Source organism: Geomonas oryzisoli, from assembly GCF_018986915.1.
GTDB lineage: Bacteria > Desulfobacterota > Desulfuromonadia > Geobacterales > Geobacteraceae > Geomonas > Geomonas oryzisoli.
In genome coordinates, this window is the sequence record NZ_CP076723.1 from 793,034 (window position 1) to 816,869 (window position 23,836).

The 23,836-nt window shown below is 63.3% G+C and carries 18 protein-coding genes and 1 riboswitch; of the genes, 12 read left to right on the plus strand and 6 right to left on the minus strand.

Features of this window, described 5'->3' with window-relative positions; translation table 11 throughout:
- Positions 1-668 precede the first annotated feature (668 nt).
- The 9 genes from KP004_RS03495 (at position 669) to KP004_RS03535 (ending at position 12,771) form a co-directional block, all read left to right on the plus strand.
- Positions 669-2,003 carry a hypothetical protein gene (locus KP004_RS03495; RefSeq protein WP_216800999.1) on the plus strand — a complete coding sequence of 445 codons (1,335 nt, stop codon included), beginning with the start codon at positions 669-671 and terminating at the stop codon, positions 2,001-2,003.
- Positions 1,993-2,430: a cytochrome C gene (locus tag KP004_RS03500; protein ID WP_216801000.1), complete on the plus strand. Its 438-nt coding sequence runs from the start codon at positions 1,993-1,995 to the stop codon at positions 2,428-2,430. The genes KP004_RS03495 and KP004_RS03500 overlap by 11 nt, the downstream gene beginning before the upstream one ends.
- Positions 2,418-3,065, plus strand: a complete 648-nt coding sequence (locus tag KP004_RS03505) for a hypothetical protein (protein ID WP_216801001.1) — start codon at positions 2,418-2,420, stop codon at positions 3,063-3,065. Before KP004_RS03500 ends, KP004_RS03505 begins: the two co-directional genes overlap by 13 nt.
- Before the next feature lie 51 nt (positions 3,066-3,116).
- On the plus strand, positions 3,117-4,610 hold the full coding sequence (locus tag KP004_RS03510) for a rhamnogalacturonan endolyase family protein (protein ID WP_216801002.1): 1,494 nt from the start codon (positions 3,117-3,119) through the stop codon (positions 4,608-4,610).
- Positions 4,611-4,701: 91 nt separating this feature from the next.
- A complete protein-coding gene (locus tag KP004_RS03515) occupies positions 4,702-7,785 on the plus strand; it encodes an OmcA/MtrC family decaheme c-type cytochrome (protein WP_216801003.1) in 3,084 nt (1,027 codons plus the stop codon).
- A gap of 129 nt (positions 7,786-7,914) precedes the next feature.
- Positions 7,915-8,535, plus strand: coding sequence for a hypothetical protein (locus KP004_RS03520; protein ID WP_216801004.1), 621 nt, complete (start codon positions 7,915-7,917; stop codon positions 8,533-8,535).
- 245 nt (positions 8,536-8,780) lie between these two features.
- On the plus strand, positions 8,781-9,383 hold the full coding sequence (locus tag KP004_RS03525) for a hypothetical protein (protein WP_216801005.1): 603 nt from the start codon (positions 8,781-8,783) through the stop codon (positions 9,381-9,383).
- Positions 9,384-9,476: 93 nt separating this feature from the next.
- Positions 9,477-10,955 carry a glycerol kinase GlpK gene (glpK, locus tag KP004_RS03530; RefSeq protein ID WP_216801006.1) on the plus strand — a complete coding sequence of 493 codons (1,479 nt, stop codon included), beginning with the start codon at positions 9,477-9,479 and terminating at the stop codon, positions 10,953-10,955.
- Positions 10,956-11,157: 202 nt separating this feature from the next.
- Positions 11,158-12,771: a glycerol-3-phosphate dehydrogenase/oxidase gene (locus KP004_RS03535; protein WP_216801007.1), complete on the plus strand. Its 1,614-nt coding sequence runs from the start codon at positions 11,158-11,160 to the stop codon at positions 12,769-12,771.
- Between the two features lie 220 nt (positions 12,772-12,991).
- Here KP004_RS03535 and KP004_RS03540 read toward each other — a convergent pair whose 3' ends face one another.
- The 4 genes from KP004_RS03540 to KP004_RS03555 form a co-directional block, all read right to left on the minus strand.
- A complete protein-coding gene (locus tag KP004_RS03540) occupies positions 12,992-13,840 on the minus strand; it encodes a cytochrome C (RefSeq protein WP_216801008.1) in 849 nt (282 codons plus the stop codon).
- Positions 13,828-14,262, minus strand: a complete 435-nt coding sequence (locus tag KP004_RS03545) for a cytochrome C (protein ID WP_216801009.1) — start codon at positions 14,260-14,262, stop codon at positions 13,828-13,830. Before KP004_RS03545 ends, KP004_RS03540 begins: the two co-directional genes overlap by 13 nt.
- Complete coding sequence (locus KP004_RS03550) at positions 14,259-15,563, minus strand: porin family protein (RefSeq protein WP_216801010.1); 1,305 nt, start codon at positions 15,561-15,563, stop codon at positions 14,259-14,261. The genes KP004_RS03545 and KP004_RS03550 overlap by 4 nt, the downstream gene beginning before the upstream one ends.
- A gap of 101 nt (positions 15,564-15,664) precedes the next feature.
- Positions 15,665-18,412, minus strand: a complete 2,748-nt coding sequence (locus tag KP004_RS03555; protein ID WP_216801011.1) for an OmcA/MtrC family decaheme c-type cytochrome — start codon at positions 18,410-18,412, stop codon at positions 15,665-15,667.
- A 427-nt stretch (positions 18,413-18,839) separates the two neighbouring features.
- Between KP004_RS03555 and KP004_RS03560 the strand changes: the two genes are divergently transcribed.
- On the plus strand, positions 18,840-19,055 hold the full coding sequence (locus KP004_RS03560; protein WP_216801012.1) for a GSU3473 family protein: 216 nt from the start codon (positions 18,840-18,842) through the stop codon (positions 19,053-19,055).
- 7 nt (positions 19,056-19,062) lie between these two features.
- Here KP004_RS03560 and KP004_RS03565 read toward each other — a convergent pair whose 3' ends face one another.
- On the minus strand, positions 19,063-21,198 hold the full coding sequence (locus KP004_RS03565) for a coiled-coil domain-containing protein (protein WP_216801013.1): 2,136 nt from the start codon (positions 21,196-21,198) through the stop codon (positions 19,063-19,065).
- Between the two features lie 63 nt (positions 21,199-21,261).
- Positions 21,262-21,338: riboswitch (cyclic di-GMP riboswitch) on the minus strand.
- Between the two features lie 364 nt (positions 21,339-21,702).
- On the opposite strand from KP004_RS03565, the gene KP004_RS03570 reads away from it, so the two are divergent.
- Positions 21,703-21,909 carry a hypothetical protein gene (locus tag KP004_RS03570; RefSeq protein ID WP_216801014.1) on the plus strand — a complete coding sequence of 69 codons (207 nt, stop codon included), beginning with the start codon at positions 21,703-21,705 and terminating at the stop codon, positions 21,907-21,909.
- Positions 21,910-22,181: 272 nt separating this feature from the next.
- Entirely contained in the window at positions 22,182-22,928 is a 747-nt protein-coding gene (locus tag KP004_RS03575; RefSeq protein WP_216801015.1) for a C40 family peptidase, read from the plus strand.
- 48 nt (positions 22,929-22,976) lie between these two features.
- Here the strand turns inward: KP004_RS03575 and KP004_RS03580 are convergent, their stop codons facing one another.
- On the minus strand, positions 22,977-23,552 hold the full coding sequence (locus tag KP004_RS03580; RefSeq protein WP_239026921.1) for a CHAP domain-containing protein: 576 nt from the start codon (positions 23,550-23,552) through the stop codon (positions 22,977-22,979).
- Positions 23,553-23,836 lie beyond the last annotated feature (284 nt).

Consider the following 23,836-nt stretch of genomic DNA (forward strand, 5'->3'; position numbering starts at 1 on the left):
AGGAAGCCGAGTACTGCATCAGTGAGTTTGAATCCGACGCTGCTTCAGTGGTTTATACAGTTGGTAAGGATTCTGCAAAAAGCACAGCCTGCTGCAGTGAGAGAAGTTCATCCTGCAGCGTGCGAGATCAGGGGAATGTGCATTGATCTGTAACGTGCTGTTTGTTCGTTGGTGCTTCGCGAGCGGAAACAGGAGTCCACTGTACCAACCGTCATGTCACTGACAGATGCCTGGCATGAGTGAATCCTAACATTGTCTCAGGCTGCTGTATCCGCAAACGCTACACTTTGTAAAATATTACTCATGCTGTGAGCGCCGGGTGTCCGCCAGCAGCGGCAGTAATAAAATCCTTTTACTGAAATAATTTTTTTGGGGGCAACTTGCACTGCTGCAAAACTGTTGTAACTTTAGCGAAGATCCCAACAGTCGAGCACATCCGTACAGACTCTTTGTTAAGTTAAAAACTTCTTAATATAGAATGGCGGCTGATGTGTAAGCACGTCTAGAAGTATTCCCAGTTTTTCTTTTCGAATAAAAGACCGGCATAAACACAGAAATGATCAAGAGGCGAGCAGGGCTGACCCGTGCCTACTCTGCCCCACGGTATCGGTCAACACAGCAGCTGTTTCCTTGGATAACGATTCACACTACGAAAAGGAGGGGATGTCTTGATAAGCCACCAAAAGAAAGGTTCAGGACGCGAACAACGCAATCTGCCGAAGATTGCGTGGGTGGTGCTGGCGGCCGCGTCTTCGGTGATGCTGGCCCAGCCGGTCATGGCTGCGGATTACACCATCACCGGCAGCTCCAACACCTACCTGCGCATGACCAGGTCCATCAACAAGGACGACATCTATCCGCTGTACGAGTACCTGCGCTTCTCGGTATCCGCGGCGGAGAAAGACGGCAGCGCCACCTCGCTCCACCTGGGCGCCTGGGGGCGCCTCGACCTGGTTGACAAGTCCACCGATCACCACACCGACGGCGACATCCAGTACGGGTATCTCAGCTACCAGGGCGCCAAGAACAACCTGGTGGTCAACGCCGGGCGCCAGTTCATCACCGAGGGTGTCGCCACCGAGCGGGTGGATGGCCTCTACGCCCGCAGCGACTTCGCGGCCGGCATCACGGCGGCGGCCTTCGTCGGCACGCCGGTGGTCACCACCCCGAACTACAAGGGGGGTGACTTCATCTACGGCGGTCGTGTGGCCCAGGGCAAGCCGGGGCTGTACTCGATCGGCGTGAGCGCCCTCAGAAACGAAAGCGACAACGCGCGCGACCGCGAGGAAGAGGGGATCGACCTCTGGGTGCACCCGGTGAAGCAGGTCGACCTGACCGGGCGTTCCTCCTACAACTCGATCACCGACGGCTGGATGGAGCACGCCTACACCCTCTCCGTCGCCCCGATCGACGCCGTGACCGTCAGTGCCGACTTCTCCAGGATCAACTACCAGGACTACTTCTACAACGTGACCACCACCGCATTTGCGCTCAGCAACAACGGCGGGCTGCTCGACCCGAGGGAACAGGTAACTGCGGCCGGCGTCAGCGCGGCCTGGACCCCGGTGAAGAACCTGACCGTGGCGGCGGAGTACAAGAACTACGGTTACGAGATCCTGGGCTCCGCGGACTACGTCGGGGGCAAGCTGGCCTACACCACGGCAGACGCGCTGTCCCTCGGGGCCTCCGGCCACCGGATGGATGGTTCCAGCGACCGCACCCGCTACTACGATTACCGACTCTACGCCCTGAAGAAGACCGGGCACACCGAATTCGGCGTCGATTTCTACAACGTCATCTTCGACCGCCCCATCGACGGCGTGAAGAGCAGCTACGCGCTCACCGGCATCGCCGGCTACGAGTTCACCGAAAAGCTCAATGTGGGCGGGGAAATCGAGTATTCCCAGAGCCCGGATTTCAACAGGGAGTGGAGAGCGCTCGTGAAGGTCGCCTACGCTTTCGACATGAAGTGCGGCGAAAAGGGGGGCAAGAGTGAAAAGTAAAGTTCTGATTATGTTGATGGTGCCGCTTATGGCGCTTCTTCTTGTTGCCTGCGCCAACACCAAAAGCGGCGCGCGGATCCACCCGGAGGCGGTGACCGGCACGCCCAACTGTAACGAGTGCCACACCGACGCCTATGCGGCCATGAATCACCAGGCCGTCGACTTCTTCAAAAAGCACAGCGTCTTCGCCAGCAATGCCAGGATGGCCTGTGCTTCCTGCCACGCCGAATCCTTCTGCTCCGACTGCCATGCGCACAAGGAAGAGCTCAAGCCCAGCGTGAAATACACGCAGCAGGTCGAGCGCACCCTGCCGCACCGCGGTGATTACATGAGCCAGCACAGGATCGACGGCAAGATCAACCCTGCGTCGTGCGCCAAGTGCCACGCACGTACCAACAACGAGAGGTGCCTGACATGCCACAAATAACGACCAAAGTTCTGTCTTTTGCGGTTCTTGGCGTGCTGGCGCTGGCCCTGTCGGGGTGCGGGGACGCGAACCCGCAGGCGACGTTCGACCCTGCCGCGGGCAAGCACCCGGCCAACTGGCTCCCGAGCGGTCACAGCGACGCCGCCGAGGAAGATATCAACGGCTGCGCGGAGTGTCACGGCCAGGACCTCAGGGGCGGCATCGCCAAGGTTTCCTGCGTGCAATGCCACGTCGAGGTTCCGACCTCGGTGCACCCGGTGCTGTGGGGACAGGTCGCCTACGCCCTGCACCCGGGCTACGTCCAGGCGCACGGCAGCACCTCCTGCGCCGTCGCCGAGTGCCACGGCACCAACCTTTTGGGCGGCGCCAGTGCGCCTTCCTGCGGCATCAACTGCCACCAGGGAGGGAACGCGGCCGCACCCCAGATCCACGCGTGGGGGGGCGTCAGCGCGACCACCGCAGCCGACATCACGGGGCACATCCAATGGATGACCAACGTGGCCAACCAGGTGAACGGCCACTTCAATTACGCGACCTGCCGCAACGACGTCTGCCATGGCGCCACGCTGCAGGGGGTGTGGTTGAGCGGGCCCGCCTGCACCAAGTGCCACAACAGCGGCCCGCCGGCGGAGTAACCACCCGATCGTGCCTTCAATTACCTGAAAAAAGCAGAAGGAGAACATAACATGTGTATCCCCTGGAAGAAACACATAGCTGCGGCTTTGCTGCTCCTTGTCCTGCCGTTGTTGCTCATCGGCTGCGGTGGGGGCGGTGGCGGCGGTGCAACTAGGATAGTCTCCGGCATCGCGACCAAGGGGCCCATCGTCGGCGGGCTGGTCTCGGTATACCGGTTGGCGCTCGACGGCACCCGCGGTGGCCTGCTCGGCTCCGGAGTGACCGGTGCGGACGGCAGTTACGCCGTAAGGATCCCGGCCGTCACCGGACCGATCGTGGTCACCGTTACCGGCCAGCCCGGCGCTACCTACCTGAGCGAGACCACCGGGCTGCCCAGGCCTTTCACGGCAGCTGATTCCTTCAGCGCGGTCGTGGACAATGCGAACCCCGGCGCTTCCGTCACGGTGAGCCCGCTCACCGAGGCCGCCTTCCAGAAGCTGCCGCTGATCCTGGCCCAGAAGCCGGCGCCCATCACCACCTCCGTGCTGCAAAGCGCGGTCGTTGCCGCCAACGCACGGGTGGGCGTCCTCTTCAACGTGACCGACATCCTGGCCCCGCCGGCTTCCAACCCGGCCTACGTGGCGGCACTCACCGTCATCGACCAGATGATCGTGGACTCGCAGGCTGGCGGAGCGGTCACCGACACCACCGCCGTGACCACCATCATCAACCAGGCCGTCGCGGACGTCACAAGCCCGGCCTACGCCACCTTCAAGCAGCTGTTCATCACCGCGGCCACCGAGGTCCTGACCGCGAAACCGGAGCTGACCAACCTGGTCAACAGCCTGGTCCAGCAGATCAGCAACCCGCCGGCCGAGCCGAACTACAGCGACGTGACGGCGCCTTCCGTGGTGACCGGCCTCACCGCCACCACCTATGCGCTCGACTCGACCACCAGCGCCGTGGTCCTGAGCTGGAACCCCTCCACCGACAACATCGCCGTGGCGGGCTACAACATCTACCGTGACGGCGCGAAGATCGGCACCTCGACCACCACGAGCTTCACCGACGCCGCGGTGACCTCCAACGTCACCTATTCCTACACCGTGGTCGCCTTCGACGCAGCCGGCAACTTCGCCGCCGCCAGCGCACCGCTTTCGGTGAAACCGAACCAGGCTTCGCTGAACGTCACGGTAAGCGGAACCCTCTCCGGCGATCTCCTGACGCAGCTGGACCTCGCGGCGCCCGCCGCACCGACCGGCCTGAGCGCGGTAGCAACCGCGATTACCGGCACCACCAGCTCGGTTGCCCTGAGCTGGACGGCAGCCACCGACAACGTCGGCGTGACCGGCTACGAGGTGTACCGCGACGGCGTCAAGCTCGCTACGGTCGCCTCGACCAGCTACACCGACCCGGCCGTCACCTCGGCCACCACCTATTCCTACACCGTGAAGGCGTTCGATGCGGCCGGCAACCGCTCCGCTTTCAGCACGGCACTATCGGTGACTCCGAACCGTCCGTCCCTCGGGGTGACCGTCAGCGGCCAGGTGAACACCGGTCCGTAACGGAACAACGATTGATACAAAGGGGGAAAATCTGAAGTCAGCATTAAGAGAAGGAACTCTCGGAGCAGGACACAAACAACAGGAGGAAACTATGATTGGCAGAAACTTAAGGTACCTCGTAGCACTCGTAGTATGCGTGCTGTTGCCTCTCGCAGGCTGCAGCGGAGGGGGATCCACCACCAAGCTCACCAGCAAGGGCACCGAAGTGACCGTCGGCGGTAAAGTCGACGTTGCCAAGGCCGCCGCCAAGACCGCGTTCCTGTCATCGACCTCGGCCACCGCAGTGAACCACGTGTTCGTCTACAACGCCCAGGACGGCGCCCAGCTCGGTACCGCTACCATCGGCAGCGACGGCAGCTTCTCCGGCCTCACCTTCACCCTGCCGGCCGCCAAGACCGTGCTGGTATTCAAGGCCGTCGTGGCCCAGGGTACCTTCCGCTCCCTGGTGCCGGTCGACCTGAGCAATCCTCCGACCGCCGGCGGGATCAGCGCCAGCAACCCGATCAGCATCGTGATCAGCCAGCAGAGCACCGACATCACCGCTGCGACCTCCGCGATGCTGGGCCTCTCGGGCGTGCTCGGCGATGCCAACCAGACCCTCGCTTCTGTAGGCAAGACCTACACCGACTGTGCGACCCAGGTCGTCAACGCAGGCGGCCAGGTTCTCGCTTACACCAGCGCCGGTCTTGCCCTGTCGGGTTCCGTTACCAATGCCAACATGCTTCCTGCTGCCGACGCTTCCACCCTGACCGTCGACGATCTGAACAACATCCAGCTCTCCGGCGCCGTTACCAGCGCCTTCATCCCGGGTAAGAAACCGATCGTCAACTTCACCGTCACCAACAAGGCCACCGGCAAGGGCATCAAGGGTCTCAGGACCTTCGCCCTGCACGTCGCCAAACTGGTGCCGGCAAATGCGACGACCGGCGCCAACTCCTACTGGCAGAACTACATCAGCAACGGCCTGCCGCTGGCCTCCATCCCGGCCTTCGTCAACAGGGGCAGCTCCACCCCGGTCGCTCCGAGCGTACCGAGCGCCGACGCCGCCGACCTCTACGTGAACGGCGTGAAGATCGCCGACGGTTACAAGGTCATCGACCACGGCGACGGCAGCTACACCGTCACCTTCGGCGCCGACATCACCGCCAACACCACCGTCGCTTACGACGCCACCGCTACCCACCGCATCGGCATCTCCGTGCGCTCCGTCGCGGTCCCGGGCGGCTACGCCGGCCCGCTCAACCCGGCCACCAACGCAGTCCAGGCCGTGTTCACCACCCCGAACACCACCAACATGTTCTACGACTTCACCCCGAGCACCGCAGTTGCTCTTACCAGCTACGCCCGCGACATCGTCGCCACCAGCACCTGCGACAACTGCCACTACAAGCTCGGCCTTGCCGCCGGCAACATGCTCTCCGGCCACACCGGCTCCAGGGTTGACACCAGGCTCTGCGTAATGTGCCACACCGACCAGTTCGACAGCGGCGAAGGCGAGTTCGTGACCTTCATCCACCGCATCCACATGGGCGAGACCTTCAACGACACCAACTCTTCCTGGACCGTGCCCACCGCGGGTCTGGTGACCTACGGCGAGCAGACCTACCCGCAGGACATCAGGAACTGCAGGTTCTGCCACAAAGGTACCGACGTCAACGCGTGGATGTCCAACCCGAGCCGCAAGGCCTGCGGTTCCTGCCACAACGCCATGACCTGGACCTCCCACGCGGGCGGCCAGACCGACGATTCCTCCTGCAAAGGCTGCCACGCCAGCGGCAACACCACCATCGAGATCTCCAACGCTCACCTCCCGGTGCAGGCTCCGGACCCGGCCGCTCCTGAACTGGGCGGTACCAACACCCACACCTACGCTGGCTGGCTCCCGGCCGCAGGCGTCGCCGTTCCGGGCGCAGCAGCGGTTACCTGGGACGTGAAGAGCGTTGGCCTCGACGGCAGCCGTCATCCGTCCATCACCTTCCGCTTCATCAAGAACGGTACCCCGGTGGTGTTCAACACCTACCAGGCTGGCGTCGTGACCGAGATGATGACCGGCTTCACCGGCGCGCCGAGCGCATACTTCGCTTATGCGGTCACCCAGGACGGCGTCACCGCTCCGGCCGACTTCAACGCCACCGCCAGCGCCTGGATCAAGGCGGTCTGGAACGGCACCAACACCAACGCAACCCTTAGCGCGCCCGACACCAACGGCTACTACACCTTGGTGATCACCAACCAGACCATCCCGACCTCCGCCAAGATGTTGACCGGCGGCATCGGCTACAGCTACGGCTCCGGCAGCACCCCGCTCACCCAGACCGACCTGACCAGCCTGACGGTACCGTCGCAGTTCAAGACTGACTGGGCCTACGATGCGAACACCAACGTCGGCGGCCTCATGGTGGTGACCCCGAACGTCTGGAAAACCGCTACCGGCTTCACCGCACGCCGCACCATCGTCAGCAACGCGAAGTGCAACGCCTGCCATGCAGCCCTGGGCATCGCACCGACCTTCCACTCCGGCCAGAGAAACGACGCGCCGACCTGCGTCTTCTGCCACAACGTGAACCGCGTGAACTCCGGTTGGGGCGTCAACATCAAGGATGCCGTCCACGCCATCCACGCCGCCGCCAAGCGCACCAACAAGTTCTCTTGGGAAGCGACCGCCGGCGACAAGTACTGGAACACCACCTATCCTGGCTACCTGCAGGATTGCGAGCAGTGCCACGTCTCCGGTACTTACGACTTCAGCGCCACAGCTTCGGCCAGCGCCGTCACCAACCTGCTGCCGACCACCGTCGCGACCGGCACCATCAGCGCCTCGGCTTACTCGATCGTAACCGGCAACGAGACCGTGCTTTCGACCGACAGCGTGATCTCGCCGTTTATCACTGCGGGAGCGGCTTACGGTTCCGGTTTCTCCTACAACGGCAACACCGGCGTCACCACGACTCCGGCCACGACCACGCTGATCGTTTCGCCGATCACCGCGGCCTGCTTCTCCTGCCATGACACCACCCAGGCGCAGGCGCACATGAAGCAGTTCGGCGGCGCGATCTACGAAGCACGCAGCACGGCTCTGGGCAAGGCCGAGACCTGCCTGGTCTGCCACGGCACCGCATCGAGCCAGTTGAACGAGCGCGTACCGACCATCAAGGCCGTACACCGCTGGTGGTAACCTGACGTACCCCGCCGGGGGAAGGGAAACCTTCCCCCGACGGATCTTGACAAGCAAAAGGCATCATGATAACCCGGGGGAGGCTCCTCCCCCGGGCTGTTTTCTATCCACTTCCATCCAGGAGATGCTATGAGAGATGTAGTTCGGCTGGCGTTAATCACTGTTCTTATGGCCGCGCTGGCGGCATGTAATGGAAAACCTGCGGACCAGACGGCCCCGAAGGCCCAGTCCGGGCAGAGCTCCGCCAAGGAAATCGCCAGCAGCCAGAAGTTGGCCGCCGATTTCATGGCAGGGGTGCAAAGCGGGGACAAGAAGAAGATGTACCAGGCCGCCAACCTGACCCCGGAGCAGGTCAAAGCCTGCCTGGACAAGCTGGTACATATCAAGCAGAACAAGATGGATGACACGCAGCGCAAGGCCTGCGAAGCCGCCCTGAAGATTTCCGGTGATATCGACTTCTTCGCCGCGAAGATGCAGAAGATCATACCTGCGTCCGCCACCTTGAAAGTGGTGCAGACACAGGAGGCCGGTGCCCCGTCAAAGCATCTGGTGCACGCCGTGTCCATCACCTACACCGATCACGCTTCCGCCGTTTCGGACAAATCGGGGAAAGCCGTCAAGGAACTGAGGCTCCCGCTGCAGCAGTTTGACCACCGGCTCGACAACGCGCTGGTGCACGAATTCGCCTTTACCAGTCAGGACTTCGAGAAGATCGCCAGCAGGGAGTTTGAAGTGGTTTCCTACTTCTGACACTGCCCTTCTCGCCACTGGCAAAGGAATAGCTCACACAGACAAAAAGGCCCCGGATCTCCCGGGGCTTTTCTTTTGGGGACTGGCTCCGCCAGGTGCCTGTCCCCCTTTGCTTTGCGAAGGGGGTGCGCTGATAGTAGCGTTCCGCCACAGGGACAGGCACCTGACGGAGCCTGTCCCTTCAGCAATAACTCCCACCGTTAAACTAAGAGAAAGTAATCTTCTTTTTTGCTACACTGTCGCACATGAAGGGACTGCTGCTGTTCATAGTACTTTTCTGTTGCGACACCGCCGTTGCCGGTGCCGGGGGACTTGACGCGCCCACCCTGTCGGGCCCGATGGACACCCTGACCCCTGTCGAACACGCGGCGACCGCCAAATTCTTCGACCCTGACCGCTTCCTCACCAACGCAGGCCTAAGCTACAGTCCCAGCTACCAGTTGACGCTGGAGCCGGAACTGGGGGTGGGCTACCGGGGAATCGGGCAGGAGCTGCACGGGGGGATCGAACAGTCGACCCACCGCCTGCACGCCCAGGCCGGCTGGCGCCTGTCGCTGTCCGAGAGCCTCTACCTGTCTGCCGCGGCCAAGTTTTCCATTGTGACCGTGGCGACCAAGGGACTCGCCGGCGGCGCGGAACTGGGAGGTCGGCTCGAGCCGGGCTACCGCACCGGTTACGACTTCACCATCGGGCGCTCGCCGCGCTGGACCGGCGAGGTGGGGGTCCATCTCACGCCGCGCACCGATCTCATGCTCTACTACGACCAAGACCAGGTCATGGGGTGGTCCTCCACCGGTCAGCACCAGGAAGAGCGGGTCGGCACCCGGTTCATCTTCAGGTTCAAATAGGGGACTGGCTCCGCCAGGTCACGCACCCCATTGACCAACAGGGGACTGGCTCCGCCAGGTGCCTGTCCCCTTTAACCCTTTACAGGAGGACTCGTGAGCCGGCTCCTATCCATCGACCAGGGCACAACCAGCAGCAGGGCCACCCTCTACGGCAACGACGGCGCGACTCTCGCCACCTATGCGCAGCCGCTCACCCAGCACTACCCGAACCCGGGGTGGGTGGAACACGACCCGGAGGAGATCTGGCTCGGCCAGCTCGACTGCGTGCGCCGGGTGCTGTCCGTGGCGGGCAAGGGGGAGGTGGCCGGCATCGGCATCACCAACCAGCGCGAGACCACGGTGATCTGGGAGCGCGCCACCGGCAGACCGCTGCAGCGCGCCATCGTCTGGCAGGACCGGCGCACGGCGGAGTTCACGGAGGCCTTGAGGCGGGAGGGGGCGGAGCCGATGGTGCGGCAGCGGACCGGGCTGCTGCTTGATCCCTATTTCTCGGCCAGCAAGCTCGCCTGGCTTCTGGACACCGTGCCGGGACTCCGGGCGCGCTGCGAGCGGGGGGAGGTCTGCTTCGGCACCGTCGATTCCTGGCTCATCTTCCGGCTGACCGGCGGCAAAAGCCATGTGACCGACCTCTCCAACGCGAGCCGCACCATGCTCTTCAACATCCACACCCTGGAGTGGGACGAGGAACTGTTGCGGCTGTTCAGGGTCCCGCGCGCCATGCTCCCCGAGGTGCTGGGGAGTGCCGCCCGCTTCGGCAGCACCAGCGCCGAGGTCGTGGGGGCGGAGATCCCCATCACCGGCGTGGCGGGGGACCAGCAGGCGGCTCTGTTCGGGCAGGGATGCTTCGCGCCGGGGATGGCCAAGGCGACCTTCGGCACCGGAGCCTTCGTGGTGATGAATTGCGGTGCCCGGCCGGCCAGCGGGGAAGGGGTTCTCGCCACCATCGCCTGGCAGCTCCCGGGAGAGCCGGTGCAGTACGCCCTGGAGGGCTCAATCTTCATCGCCGGCGCCGCGGTGCAGTGGCTCGAGGAGGGGCTGGGGATGATAAAAGGCCCGGCGGAGGTCGAGGCGCTGGCCCGAAGCGTGGCCGACACCGGCGGCGTCTATTTCGTGCCGGCCCTCTCGGGGCTGGGCACCCCCTACTGGGACCCCTATGCCAGGGGAGTGATCGCCGGTCTTACCCGCGGCAGCGGCAGGGCGCATCTGGCGCGCGCCGCCCTGGAGGCCATCGCATTCCAGACCGTGGATGCCATACGTGCCATGGAAGCGGCCAGCGGCATCCCCCTGAGCGAGCTGAGGGTGGACGGCGGTGCGACGCGCAACGATCTCCTGCTGGAGATCCAGGCCGACCTTTTGGGGACTCCGGTATTGAGGCCCCGCTGTACCGAGAGCACCTCGCTTGGCGCCGCCTTCCTGGCGGGAATCGGCGCGGGGGTGCTGGATACCGGGCGTATCGGGCGGCAGTGGGCGCTGGACAAGCGTTTCGAGCCGGCCCTTCCGCCCGAGCGCCGCGAAGAAATGTGCCGCGGCTGGAAAAAATGCGTGCAACTCTCCCTTGGTTGGGCTAAGTAAGAAAGGCACAGCAGCAATGGCGCTAGAGGCAAAGGCCTCAACGCAAAGACGCCAAGGCGCAGAGACGCAAAGAACTTTAGACAGGGGAACACCAAACTCAAACGGTGACACCTCCCCGGCAAACGCCGAGAACTAGAGATATACCTTGCGCCTTTGCGGCTTTGCGCCTTTGCGTTAAAGATTTAAGGTTTTGGAGGCGGTAGTGACGGACCGGAACGCGAATCTGGACATACTGAAAAGCGGACGCACCTTCGACATGCTGGTGATCGGCGGTGGCGCGACGGGATGCGGCATCGCGGTCGACGCGGCCAGCCGCGGGCTGTCGGTGGCGCTGGTGGAGCGGGGCGACTTCGGCTGCGGCACCAGCAGCAAGAGCACCAAGCTGCTCCACGGCGGCGTGCGCTACCTCGAGTCGGCGGTGCTGCACCGGGACCGGGTGCAGTTCAACCTGGTCCGCGACGGTCTGCACGAGCGCAACATCCTCTTGAAGATCGCACCGCACCTTTCCCACCGGCTCACCCTGGTCACCCCTCTCTACGGCCTGCTCCAGGTCCCCTACGTCTGGGCCGGGCTCAAGCTCTACGACCTTCTGGCAGGCGAGGCGGGGCTTGGCCACAGCCGCTTCGTCGGTCGCGGCGAGATGCTGCGCCGCTTCCCCATGATCAGGGGTGAGGGGCTGAAGGGAGGGGTGCAGTATTACGACGGCCAGTTCAACGATGTGCGCATGAACGTCGCCCTGGCCCAGACCGCCACCGGGGAAGGGGCGGTTATCGCCAACTACGTGGAAGTCGTGGCGCTCATGCGGGAGAAGGGACGGGTGGCCGGCGCCGTGGTGCGGGATCCGCTGGTGGGGGCCTCCTGGCAGATCCGCGCCCGCTGCGTGGTCAACGCCTGCGGTTCCTCCGCCGACATCGTGCGCCGCCTGGACGACCCTACCGCCGCCTCCCTGCTCAGGGTGAGCCGCGGCATCCACATCATCCTCCCCGGGCGCTTCGCCCCCGTCGGGGCCGGCGTCATGATCCCCAAGACCGACGACGGCCGGGTGCTGTTCGTCCTTCCCTGGGAGGGGAATTGCCTGGTGGGGACCACCGAGGAGCCGGCGGAGGCGGGTGAGGTGCCGATGGCGCGGGAAAAGGACGTCGACTACCTGCTGCGCCACCTGCGGCGCTACTTCAAACTGGGCGCCAAGCCCGGAGACATCACCGCATCCTGGGCGGGGCTGAGACCTCTGGTGCATGACCCCTTCACCGCCGACACCGCCGAACTCGCCCGCGACCATGTGGTCAGTTGCTCCCCGACCGGGCTCATCACCATCGTCGGCGGCAAATGGACCTCCTATCGGAAGATGGCGCTGGACGCGGTGAACTTCGCGGTGAACAAGGCGGGGCTGACCCCGCAGCACCCCTGCCACACCGACCGCATCATGCTGGCCGGCGGGGAGCACTTCGGGGAAGCACTGCTGCAGGAACTGGAGCGCAAACACGGCTTCCCTCCCGACGTTACCCAGCACCTGTACCATTCCTACGGCGACCGGTCCCTGGACGTGGCCCTGTACTGCCAGGGGGCCTTCGGAGGAAGGTTGCTCCAGGGACACCCCTACCTGAAGGGCGAGGTGCTCTACGCCGCGCACCACGAGATGGCGCTGCGGGCGCTCGACTTCCTGGAGCGGCGCGTCCCGTTGGCCCTTCTGGACAGAAGGGGCGCCCGTGCGGCGGCCCCGGAGGTGGTCGCGTTGATGGCGGCGGAGCTCGGCTGGAACACCGAGCGGCAAAAGCGCGAGCTCGAGGAGGTCGCCGACGCCCTGCGCGAGGCGTGACCCGGGAAGGGACCGGCTCCGTCAGGTGCCTGTCCCTCTAGCGGAACGCTCCTTTCTGCTTAACCCGCTTCGACAAGCGCTAAGGTGAAGCAGTAAGTGGGCTGGCACTTGGCGGCAAAAAACAAGGGGACTGGCACCTGGCGGAGCCAGTCCCCTTAAGAAAAAAGGGGGCTCCTGTCTGTGGACAGGGCCCCCTTTCTCGTTTCCGGCTCCGGGACGGCTAGATGTGGCAGGCCGCGCAGAGGCGTCCGGTGTTGGTGACCGTGACCTGGGTGCGCCCGGTGGTGAAGCCGACGAAGCCCTGGTAGCCGAAGTTCTGCGGGTTCGGTGTCGTCGGAGTGGTGCCGGTGATCCTGGTGCTCCCGACGCCGACGCTGATGGTCGGGGGGGACCCGTTGCCGTGGCAGACCGGGATGATGCACTCGGCCGCGCCGTAGGTCTGGACGTAGGGGCCGTGGGCCGGGAGGATGGTCGGCATAGCGATCCCCGCCTGCACCGTGAAGCGCGCCGGGAACCAGTTCAGGGGGTGAACGGAGAAGGCGTTGCCGGCGTGGCAGCTCGAATCGACGACGCCTGGCTGGTCGTCGAAGCACGACGGCCCCGAATTGCGCACGCCGCGGTAATCGGCGCCGTGGCACAGGGCCGTGGCGCAGCTTTGGGTAGCCGCCCGGGCCTGGTCCGGGAAGGTGGTCGCCAGGGCTCCGGTGGTGAGGAGGCCGGGATTGATCCCGGTCGCGGCCACCCGCTGCCTGATCCACTGGCCGTGCAGCGCATAGTCGCGCCCGTCCCATTCCACCGGGTGTACGTCGACCTGGTTGCCCAGGTGGCATTGGGTGCAGGCGACCTTGGAGATGCCGCCGCTGAAATCGGTGCCGTGGCACGGCGCGCAGTCCTCGAGGTGCCCGATGGCCGCTACCGCATGCCGGGCCGGGAGCCAGTCACCGGGGTGGGCACCCTTGTCGGGATCGAAGGTGGCGTGGTTGTTGTTATCCCCGCAGCCGACAAGCGACAGGACCAAAAGGCACCAAAGCATGGCAAGAGCTTGAGTTGGTCTGGTTACTTGTGACATGTTTTGCACCTCTCATTGTTTTGCCGCCCGTGGCATTTCAGGCAGGAAGCGGGGTTGATCCTCCCCTCAACCCTGTGACGGCTGAGGTAGTCGCCCCGGTGAGGCAGCGACAGTTCGGGCCGGTCCTTGTACTTGTCGCTGGGCTTGATCTCTTCCTTGTGCGCGTGGCACCGGACACAGAAGGATTCCTTGTGACAGGTGTTGCACGCGTCGCGCTGCTGGGCCGCGTAGATCTTGTGCTTGAGGTAGAAGTCCTGGGTCTGGTGGCTGAGCGCGGTCCACTGGTCGTTGTGGCATTCGGCGCACCTGGGGAGCCCCTTCACCTCTTCCGGATGGACGCGGGCGATGCTGTTGGTGTTGGCGCAGGCGTAAAGGAAGGAGAGCATGATTCCCATTACCATTACATAAGCTGTCTTTTTCACTGTTTCCCCTCCTTTCCAACGCCGAAGGCATAGCTGAGCCTGATCAGGCCGCGCAGCTCGTTGTCGAAGTCGGCGCTGCGGATGTAGTCGACGTCGGCTGCGACCCTGAGGTTTCGGCTGAAATCATACCCGGCGGCGGCCGCCAGGGAAAAGGTGTTCTCACGCCCGCTGATGCTGCCGTCGAAATCGACGTCGAAGAAGTCGAGGGTGAGGTCGGCGGGACCGAACTTCTGCGTGGCCCAGGCGCGGTACTGGTTGTAGCGCAGTCGGTCGTTGGACCCGTCCATGCGGTGGAACGATGCCCCGGCCGCAAACCCGGTGGTCGTGCCGAAGTTGCCGGTGACCCCGTAGTAGTCTGCCCCTCCGGCCAGGTCGTACTCGTAGTGGTTGTACTCGGCGGAGAGGCCGATGTTTTTGGTGGCGTTGAAGCCGACGCTGCCGCCCACGTTCCACATCTCCTCACCGGGGGCGATGAAGCCGTTGGTGAGGCTCAGCGTGTTGGTGGTGACCTGGTAGAAGTAGTCCTCGTAGTGGACGTTTTGCAGCGATGCGGAGACGTGCAGCGCGTCGGTCGGGGTGAAGCTGGCCGTGTAGGCATGCTCCATCCACCCCCTGGTGAGCGAGTTGTAGGTGGAGCGACCGGTGACGTCGAGCATGGCCACCGGGTGCAGCCACAGGTCCACCCCCTCCTCCTCGCGGATACCTTCGCCGCTCGTCTCGGTTCTCAGGGCGCTTATCCCCAGCGAGTAGTACTTCGGCATGGTATGGGCCAGCCGCCCGCCGTAGATGAGGTCGCCGCCGTTGAAGTCGGTCTGGATCACCGCCGGGTTGCCGACGTATGCCGCCGCGGTGAATCCCCCGAGCAGGTCGGTCCTCAGGTAGAGCCCGTCGATGCGCTCGGTCGCCACCCCCTCGACCACCCACTGCCGCCCCGCGTTGGCGGTGAAGTTGCCGCGGTTGGCGCGATAGCTCAGGAAGCCGTACTGGACGTCCCCCTCGGTGCGATGCTCGAAGCTGCGGTCGCCCAGGTCGACGCGCCCCCAGCCGCCGATTTCCAGGGAGATCGTCCCGGGACCGGCGCTGTCGCTGGCGGCGAGGTTCAGGTATTCGTAGAGCGGGAACAGGTGATCGTCGAAGACCCCTTCCCTCATGCGCAGGATGGTCTCCGAACTTCCGTTTATGGCGGTGGCGTCGGCACTTTGGTGCCCCAGGATGACCAGCGAGCAGCCCAAGAGGATGCTCGCCACCGCCTTGCGTGCGCCTGGGGGCGCCGGTGTCGTTTTTCTCTCTTTGATTTTCAAGACATTTCCTCCTTTCTTGGTTCGATCTGGTTACCGTGGGGAAATGCAGTTGCAAATGAAACCGGGGGCGCGAACGCCCCCGGCGGGTCGGAAGTGGAACATCACCAGTTCAGCAGCAGCTTCACCATCCGGGCGGCGGAGCTCCCCGTGGTGAGGCTGGTCGGCACCAGCACCGGGCGGTTCTGCCCGTGCATCGGGATCACGTCGGCGATCCTGCCTTGGCCGTGGCACAGGGTGCACTGTTCGGTGCCCGACGGCAGGGTCGAGCGTGCGACACCCATGTCGGTGAAGGACGGTCCCGCCAGCGCCGCACCCAGCTGTGCCCCGTTGGCCTGCATGTGCGCCTTGGCCAGCGGGGTGTCGTGGCAGGCCACGCAGGCAGCCGTCACCGGAGCCACTACCAGGTCCTCGGGGTTGGGTACCGAGGCACGCGCAGCCGTCAGGGTGGCGGTGGTCGGGGTGGCTACCGACGCGGCGCTCCTGGTCACCTGGGTCGACGGCAGTACTCGCGGACGCAGCGCCTCGATCACGTCCGGGGTGTAGCTCTGCTGGGTGACGTGGCAGGCGTCGCAGTTACCCAGCATGTTCGGGAAGGTGATTTCGGAGCCCTCGATCAGGGTGATGCCGGTGCCCGGGCCGTTCCGGACGTCGCGGATCGGGTTGGTGCGGGTCGCGCCGGCGTGGATGCCGTGGATCAGGTCCTTGAAGTTGTTGGAGAACTCGGGGAAGGTGAGCGCGTATCCCGGAGTCGCCTTGTTGAAGGCCGGGTCCCAGGTGGTCAGGATGCCCAGCTGGATCGGCGTGAAGGCAAAGCCGGCGAGCTTGGCGTCGCTGATGGTACGGCCCGAGGTGGTCAGGTTCGGGTTGTGGCATGTCACGCAGAGCTGCGTCTGGTAGACGCGCTGACCGCCGTGGGCTTCGAAGAACTCGTGGCAGTTCCGGCACTTGTCCGGATCGACCACAGTGCGGCGCACGGCGTCGCCTGTGACCGGGATGATCACCGCCTTGGTATGGCGCCCCACGTTGACGCCGCCGATGTTCAACTGTGTGAAGTAGCTTTGCATCCCGACCGCGCGCATCTTTGCCCCCGCCGGGAAGGCGAACGCGGAGTTGATGGTGGCGGTATAGTAGCCGCTGCCGTCAGGACCGGTAATATTGCCGGTCGCCGCGTTGTTGGTGTTAAGCAGCGTGGAGATCGACACGAGGTCAGGCTGCGCTGCGATCTTGCCGAGATTGTTGTAGTCGGCCGGGACGGCGGCGCCGGTCTCGAGCTGCGGCATGGCGTACGCCAGCAGGAAGCTTGGGCTGCCGCTGAAGCCGGGAAGCGCGGTGGTGAGCCCCGCCGCCGGGGTCGCCAACGTGATCGGTGTGTTGGTGTCCTGGTTCAGGATGCGGAACCTGACGGTGAGGTTGTTGCTTCCGTCCACGGAGGCGCTGGCGAGCTCGTACGTGAAGTTGGTAAGGCCGGCGGCAGCCGCCGGGTTGAGCGGGGTTACCAGTTCCTGGGCATGCGACTCCGTGATCGCCGTCGGCGTGTGGCACGCGTTGCAGCTCGCATCGTTGGTGTAGACCGGATGGGCCGCGCCGGTGGTGTTGGTGCCGGTGGCGAAGTGGATGTTGTCGTGGCAGCTGCCGCACGCCTTGCGGCTGGGCATGGTGCGCCAGTTGTCACCCTGCGGGGTGACCGCCAGCTGCTGCGCGGTCTCACCGCGGTGGCACTTGCGGCAGAGGGCGGCGCTTTCCGGGTAGGCGATCTCGTTGAAGTTGATGCCGGCGTAGTTGTAGCCGGTCTGGGTCAGGTTTTCACCCATGTGCAGCTTGTGGATCAGGGTGACGAACTCGCCCAGGACCTGTGCCTCGCCGGTAGTCGGGTCCGTGACGCCGGCGTCGGCGGTCACGTAGGTGGTACCGGTGAAGGCGCCGTTGGTCGGGTTGGAGATGGCCCGGCCGTAGGCGCGCTGGCTGGTATGGCAGACTACGCAGTAGCGGGTATCGACCCGGCCGGCGTGCGGGGTGGTGATGCCCAGGCCCCACCCCTGCTGGTTGAGATCGTTGGGGTCACCCGGGTTGCCGTGGCACTCGTTGCAGTACTTGGTGAGCACGATGTTGCGCTCGGCAGCACCCGTGGTCGACGAGGTCACCCTGGCGCCGGTGGCGGGGATGAAATCGTAGACGATGTTGATGGCGTTCTTGTAGATCAGCTGCGGCGAGGTGTTGGCGATGTTACCGCCGTACTCGATCACCAGGCGGTGGGTGAGGCTCGGCTCGTAGGTGAGGTCGCCCAGATCGTTTCTGCGGTTGTTGCCGCTGAAGGTCATGGCGTCGACCTGACTCTGGATCAGCTTGATGTCGCGCGCGAAGGTGTAGCGGTACTGACCGTTGCCCAGGTACACCAGCGTCCCCTCCCGGTCCCTGGTCGGCCTGGTGGCGGTGGGTGCCGAACCGTCGGTGGGGGCGGTGGTCACGATGTAGCTGACCCAGTGCGACGGGGTTCCGTTGCTGGCCGGGATCAGCTTTGCGATGGTAAAGGCGAGGTTGGTGAGCTGCCCCGACGCGTTCCTTCTGCCGATCCCTTCCACCGGCTGGCCGCTGGCGGTCTTCAAGGTGAAGGTCACTACCGGCGGGCTCTGGATGGTGACGCTGTTGACGGTGCTGTTTTGCTGATCGAAGGTGATGTTCGCCTGCTGGTCGGCAGTCGAGGAACTCAGGTTGGTGAAGACACCGGTTCCGGCAGGTCCCTGAGCCCCCCTGGGCCCCCGGTCCCCTTCGCAGCCGCCCAGCAACAGAGCGGTGGCCGCGGTCGATGCAATCAAGAAAGCGGAAAACCTTTTCAAAAGCTTGTCTTGCATAAATCCTCCTTGTCTCTGGTATCGCAGGAAGGCTGCTTCCGGGCCTGGAAAGAAAGCCACAGCAGATGTGCGTTACGGGGGAATCGGCGCCGGCGGGATTTATGAGCTGTCGTAGTCCGTCACAATCATGTGAACACCTCCTGGATATTATTAGAGTTTTCAAACACAATGTAGAAACTTAGCAGTTGTTCATGAAATATCAAGAGGCGATGACGATTTTTAAGGGACGCTTCGGGCTCTGTTGATACCCGGCAGGAGAGGGGAGAATGGGGACGGTGTCGCGGTCCGCCCCGGAATAACAGCTTGAATCGGAGTGGGGCGTGGGATAGAATGCTTACTGGGCTGGCATGGTTTATGAAAAAGGGAGGTGGGTGTCGAATTCGACTATACTGGTAGGCACGTGAAGGGCATCGCAACGGAGAACAGAATGGGCATCACGGTGATTTTTCACAACGGGGACGAGAAGAAGGTCCCTTCTTATATGCTTGATTACCTGATCCGGGAGAACAAGATCGTGGCCTTTCAGCGGTCATCCGGGTGGGTGCACATCGGGCGTGACCCGATACGGAAGTCCCAACAGCCTCTCACCAGGGCAGGGGAGAGGTGGAGCGACTTCCTTTTCAAGAGAAAGCAGCAGGCTTGATGCTGCGTCATTTGGCTTCGGCCACCCTCAATGCCGGGCACCGCTTGAGGCTTTCCTGCCGTTTCTGTCCGGTGGTCTCAAGCGGGACCCGCTCCATCATCAACCCCACCTCTTCGGCAAAGTTAATCGCGCTACGCACCGTCCTTGCGTAGGACTCATCATCCTTAGGTTGGCTCTCCGGGAGATAGACCCGGGTCCGATGGCTCTTGGTGCCGTAGATGGCGGCGAAAACCTGTTTTTTCTTCTCTTTCAGGACGCAGCAGATGTACCCCTGGCAGCTTTCCTGCCCGCCGGTTCCTTCCGGCGAGAGGTAGGCGTTGTTGATCGACTGGTGCAGTTCGAGGACGTCTTCCGCGGCCGGGCAGTCGATGGCGTCCAGCCCGGTTTCCAGCAGGAAACGGACCGGTTCGTCGTCATCGGCTGCGGAAAAGAAGCCGGCATCATGCAGATCCCCCAACGGCACGAAGGAGTTTTCCACTCCTCCGAAAGAAAAGCCCGCTCCCGTTTCGGCCGGTGCGGCAACCTCCAAAGCGCCTGTGGCGGTATCCCAGGGGCCCATGTCAGGCGGCGTCTCCAACTCGGCGAACGGGGGGAGGGTGCTTTCCGTGAAGGCCGGAAACGGCTCCGAGGCTGCATCCTGGAGGCCTGGCAGGATCGGGCTCGGCTCATTTCCGTGATCCGCAGCAGTAGCTGGTGCGGCATCCTCCGCCGGTTCCGGCATTCCCTGTTGGGGGCGCTCCAGTTCCGGTTCGTGCCCCGGCTTCTCGACCTGTCCCGCCTCACGGTCTTCCCGCGCTGCAATCCGCCGCAGGGCGGCATCACGTTCGGCCTCCAGCCGCACCAGCTCTTGCCGCAGGTGCGCCACCTCACCCTGGTCAGATTTGGCATCCCTTTCGGCGCGGACCTGCTCCAGCTCCTTGCGCAGCAGAACCACTTCGGCCTCGGCACTCTCCTTCGTTCCGTCTTGAGCCGCGAGGCCCTGCCGCGCCTCATCCCTTTCCGATGTCACGCCTGTAAGGTCCAGCCGCAGGGTAGTCAGCTCCTGCTCCTGTTTCCTGACTGTTGCTTCCAGGGTCTCGATCCGCAGCCGGGCCTGGGCGGTTTCCACGACCGTCCTTTCCAGTTCGTGGCGGGTCTCTTCCAGCTGCGCGGCCGTCTCCTGGTGCTGCTGCGTTGCCGCCCCCGCACCCGCCAATGCCGCGTCACGTTCGGCGCACAACGCGGCGAGATCCTGCCGGGCCTGAGCGAGGTTTTCCACCATCGCGTCGTGCTCGCGCGACATCTCGGCATATTTGTCGGAGAGGGCTTTGGATTCCAGGCGGAGCTCGGCGGCCTGCTTCTTCAGCTGCGAGATCTCGGTCTCTTTTCCCGCTACGTCCTCGTCGACCTGCCGTTGCCGGGAAAGCAGCGCGTCTCTTGCACCGGCCAGTTCCTCGCCGCTCTTTCGCGCGGCCGCAAGTTGGGTTACCGCATCGTGGTGCTGTGCCGAGAGCTGCTGCAATTTTTTGCTCAGGTCGTCGCGTTCGGTCACCAGGGTGCGCAGTTCGTGTTGGAACTGGGTCAGGGCGTTTTCCAGTTCAGCGACACGGGAGCCTTCAGCAGCAGGCGTACCGACCGTAGCGGCGATAGGAGCGGCGATAGGAGCGGCAGCGGGTGTCGGGGCGGAAATTGGTATATCGGCAGGCGGTTCAGGAATGTCGATTTCGTTGTGGCGGAGCATGGGAAGGACGGGCGCGCCGGCCAGGCCGTGCTTGAGGCCGCCGCTTCCCTTGGTCCCGGCCAGGCGTAGCACCTTGGTGTTACGCACCACGACCTCGCGCATCGCAGGGCTGTAGCTTAGGTCGACCCGCTCCGGGGCGAACCCCATGGCCTTGGCGTAGCTGATGGCTTTCTCGACATCCTTGGGATATTCCGCCTCGCTCTTCCCCTTGCCGGGAGTGGAGTAGACGTAGATCTTGTGGTCGTTTACCACCAGCGCGAAGTACACCTTCACCAGCGTTTTCTTTTTGATCGCGCAGATATAGGCTTCGGTGGTTTCGGCGCGCTTGTCGGAGCTCCGGGTGATGGGGGCGGAGCGATAGATGTCGACGACATCTGATTCGGATACTTCGATACAGCCGATGGTGCTATCGAGTGCCAGCATGTGACCTCCAGTATCCGCTAGTCGGTTACCGAACAAAAAAAACCGGATTGCCTAATATGATATTTCGGCAACCCGGCTGTCTTCGTGAGACCCAATGGGCTTTCCGCCCCACCCTCGCGGGTGGTTTAGTATTATCGTGTATCGATCTGTATGAGCTCGCGCTCCGGTTGTGCCGGGCGCTATGTCTATGGCGTTGAATATATTACACTATTTCCAGGCAATAAAGCAACTGGCAATTGCCGTCCGGCACCGTCCCGACTGCCGGCCGGAGACTGGCTTGCCGGCCCGCAGGGGGAGCAGGGAGTTTTGCCTTTTGCCCCATGCGGCAAGTTGACTTTCATGTGAAGCTGCATAGAATCGTATACAGAAAAAACCGGTACCCTTTTAATGGGGGCGACGGCATGTTGTTCGTGATAAAATGGTTGATATGACGAAGAAAAAACTGCGGACTTGATGTTGTGCTGACATCTTCATTATATTGTTGTGGCGGGGCAGGGGGACTTCATGGCGAATATAGAGCACGACGAGAACGGGTTTACCTGCGAGTGCGGCCTGCGTAACGAGTATCCCGGGTACGTCCAGGCCCATTGGAGCGTAAGGTTGTCATATTCCTGCGCTTGTCAAAGGCAATACATCCTCTACCGCGGCACGGTAGTGAAGACTTCGCGGGAATCGGCGGAGATCTACGACAGCGAAGCCTTCGGCGACTGAGCCTGCGCCTCCCGTCATCAGCCAAGCATCAGCATATACTCACCTTCGGCATCTTCCCCATTTTATCTTGGCTGTTAAATTGCAAGTCACACCACAGTCGTTCCACTTCCTTTGACGAAGCAGCTGAAGCCGGCGCTGCCACGCCCGATGGGGACTGGCTCCGCGGGTGCATGTCCCGGGTAACCGACGGGTGACGGAGCGTTGACTCGCGTCAAAAATGCACCTGTGGCGCCCCGATGTACCGGGGAGAAGGTCCCGGACCGAGAAAGAAAATGACCATAAATCCATTGCAGGCAACAACCACCGCAGCGTCGCTGCGCGACACGTACCCGGAAAAGAAGGTCGCGGACGCCCCTTCAGGTTTCGATTCCCTGCTGCAGGCCCTCGGCGCCGCGCCGGGCAGGGAGGCGGTTTCTCCCAAGGTCGCGGCCGAGATACTGCGTATCCAGATGATGCAAAGCACGCTGGCCCTGTCCGTTTCAGAATCCGGAGCCAACGCCTCTTCTTTCCAGCCTCAACCGGCACCCGGCGGGCGCGACTTCGGGCTCGGCCTCCCCACTGCGTATCGCGGCACCGCCGCCCTTGAGACGGCAGAGGCGGAGGGCGAACCGGTGCCAGTGACTCCATCACCCATGAGCCGTATCGCGTCAGACGAGGTAAAGCAGGTCGAGGAAACGGCGGCACAGTACATCGGCACCCCCTATCGGTTTGGCGGTGAGGGGGCGGATGGCATCGACTGCTCCAGCTTTGTGCAGCAGGTATTCCACGCCAACCGGATCGATCTGCCGCGCACGGCCCGGGAGCAGATCAACGTAGGCAGCGATGTCGCTCCGGGCGACCTGCGCAAGGGGGACCTGGTTTTCTTCCAGACCTACGCCGAATACCCGTCCCACGTCGGGATCTACCTGGGTGACGGCAAGATGATCCATGCCTCCTCCGGGAAGGGTGAGGTGACCATCTCGGACATGAACAGCGACTATTACCGTCCGCGCTACCTGGGCGCAAAACGCGTCATCTGATCCTGCTGTCTGTCGCCCCCAAACCTCTCGCTCTGCGATGACTCGCTGCTAGATGTCCGCAAGCTCGCAGAAGCGGTTTATTACTTCCTTCACCCTTCCCAGCAGCGCCTTGAGGCGCCTCCGGGCGGTCCCGTCGCGTGCGGCATCGTCGGGAGACCAGATCTGGTGGACGGTTTCTATGGCCACGTTCTTCCGCGTGGTGATCTCGTTGTAGTTGTCGGTGATGCCACAACAAAGGGCTCGGCTCCACTCCTCCCGGTTCGCCGATTTCCACCTGGACCTGAATTCAGCAAAGGTAGGCTCGTCGCCGAAATTCATCTCGCTCACATCTATCGTTACCGGTTCGTCCTGCGCATTGCGGAGCACCCGCTCCACGTAGGCGACATGCCAGTAGCTCTTGATGGTGAATATGGCGACATCCCCCTCGGTGACGTCGGCTATGTCGGCATTTTTGAGGGTCGGCATATCGTCACGCATCGGCAAGGGAAACGAGGGGATCCTTGATTTGACGTAATCAACGCAATACCCTCCCTTGTCCATCCAGTCCTCGCAGTTGCAGGTGGCGTAAGAGGTCCGGATCCCGGAAATCATCAGAAAAATAAACAGCAAAATACTGCTTTTCATGCGGTTCTCCATAAAGCGTAGCTTACCGGCCCCAGGAAAGGCGCAGGGCAATACCTGGGCGCTGACCGCTGGACGTGGCAGATGCAGGGCACCCTGGCGCACCGGCGCAGTGGATGGCTGCGCTGGTGGGTAGTAGATGCGCGGCGCGGTGCCGGTGCGATGGTCGAAGCGGTGCGCGTACGCATGCCGCGGCGCAGGCCGGAGATTGTTACACCGAGGTGGTCGGCGCAGCATCAATTGTGGGGTATTGATCAGCCTTGGACTTCGGGTGGAGCGCGGCCGGA

Coding starts and splice junctions, on each gene's coding strand:
- KP004_RS03575 (WP_216801015.1), top strand. CDS start 22,182: ATGACCATAAATCCATTGCAGGCAACAACCACCGCAGCGTCGCTGCGC.
- KP004_RS03540 (WP_216801008.1), bottom strand. CDS start 13,840: ATGTCACAAGTAACCAGACCAACTCAAGCTCTTGCCATGCTTTGGTGC.
- KP004_RS03520 (WP_216801004.1), top strand. CDS start 7,915: ATGAGAGATGTAGTTCGGCTGGCGTTAATCACTGTTCTTATGGCCGCG.
- KP004_RS03525 (WP_216801005.1), top strand. CDS start 8,781: ATGAAGGGACTGCTGCTGTTCATAGTACTTTTCTGTTGCGACACCGCC.
- KP004_RS03555 (WP_216801011.1), bottom strand. CDS start 18,412: ATGCAAGACAAGCTTTTGAAAAGGTTTTCCGCTTTCTTGATTGCATCG.
- KP004_RS03560 (WP_216801012.1), top strand. CDS start 18,840: ATGGGCATCACGGTGATTTTTCACAACGGGGACGAGAAGAAGGTCCCT.
- KP004_RS03510 (WP_216801002.1), top strand. CDS start 3,117: ATGTGTATCCCCTGGAAGAAACACATAGCTGCGGCTTTGCTGCTCCTT.
- KP004_RS03505 (WP_216801001.1), top strand. CDS start 2,418: ATGCCACAAATAACGACCAAAGTTCTGTCTTTTGCGGTTCTTGGCGTG.
- KP004_RS03570 (WP_216801014.1), top strand. CDS start 21,703: ATGGCGAATATAGAGCACGACGAGAACGGGTTTACCTGCGAGTGCGGC.
- KP004_RS03580 (WP_239026921.1), bottom strand. CDS start 23,552: ATGAAAAGCAGTATTTTGCTGTTTATTTTTCTGATGATTTCCGGGATC.
- KP004_RS03515 (WP_216801003.1), top strand. CDS start 4,702: ATGATTGGCAGAAACTTAAGGTACCTCGTAGCACTCGTAGTATGCGTG.
- KP004_RS03565 (WP_216801013.1), bottom strand. CDS start 21,198: ATGCTGGCACTCGATAGCACCATCGGCTGTATCGAAGTATCCGAATCA.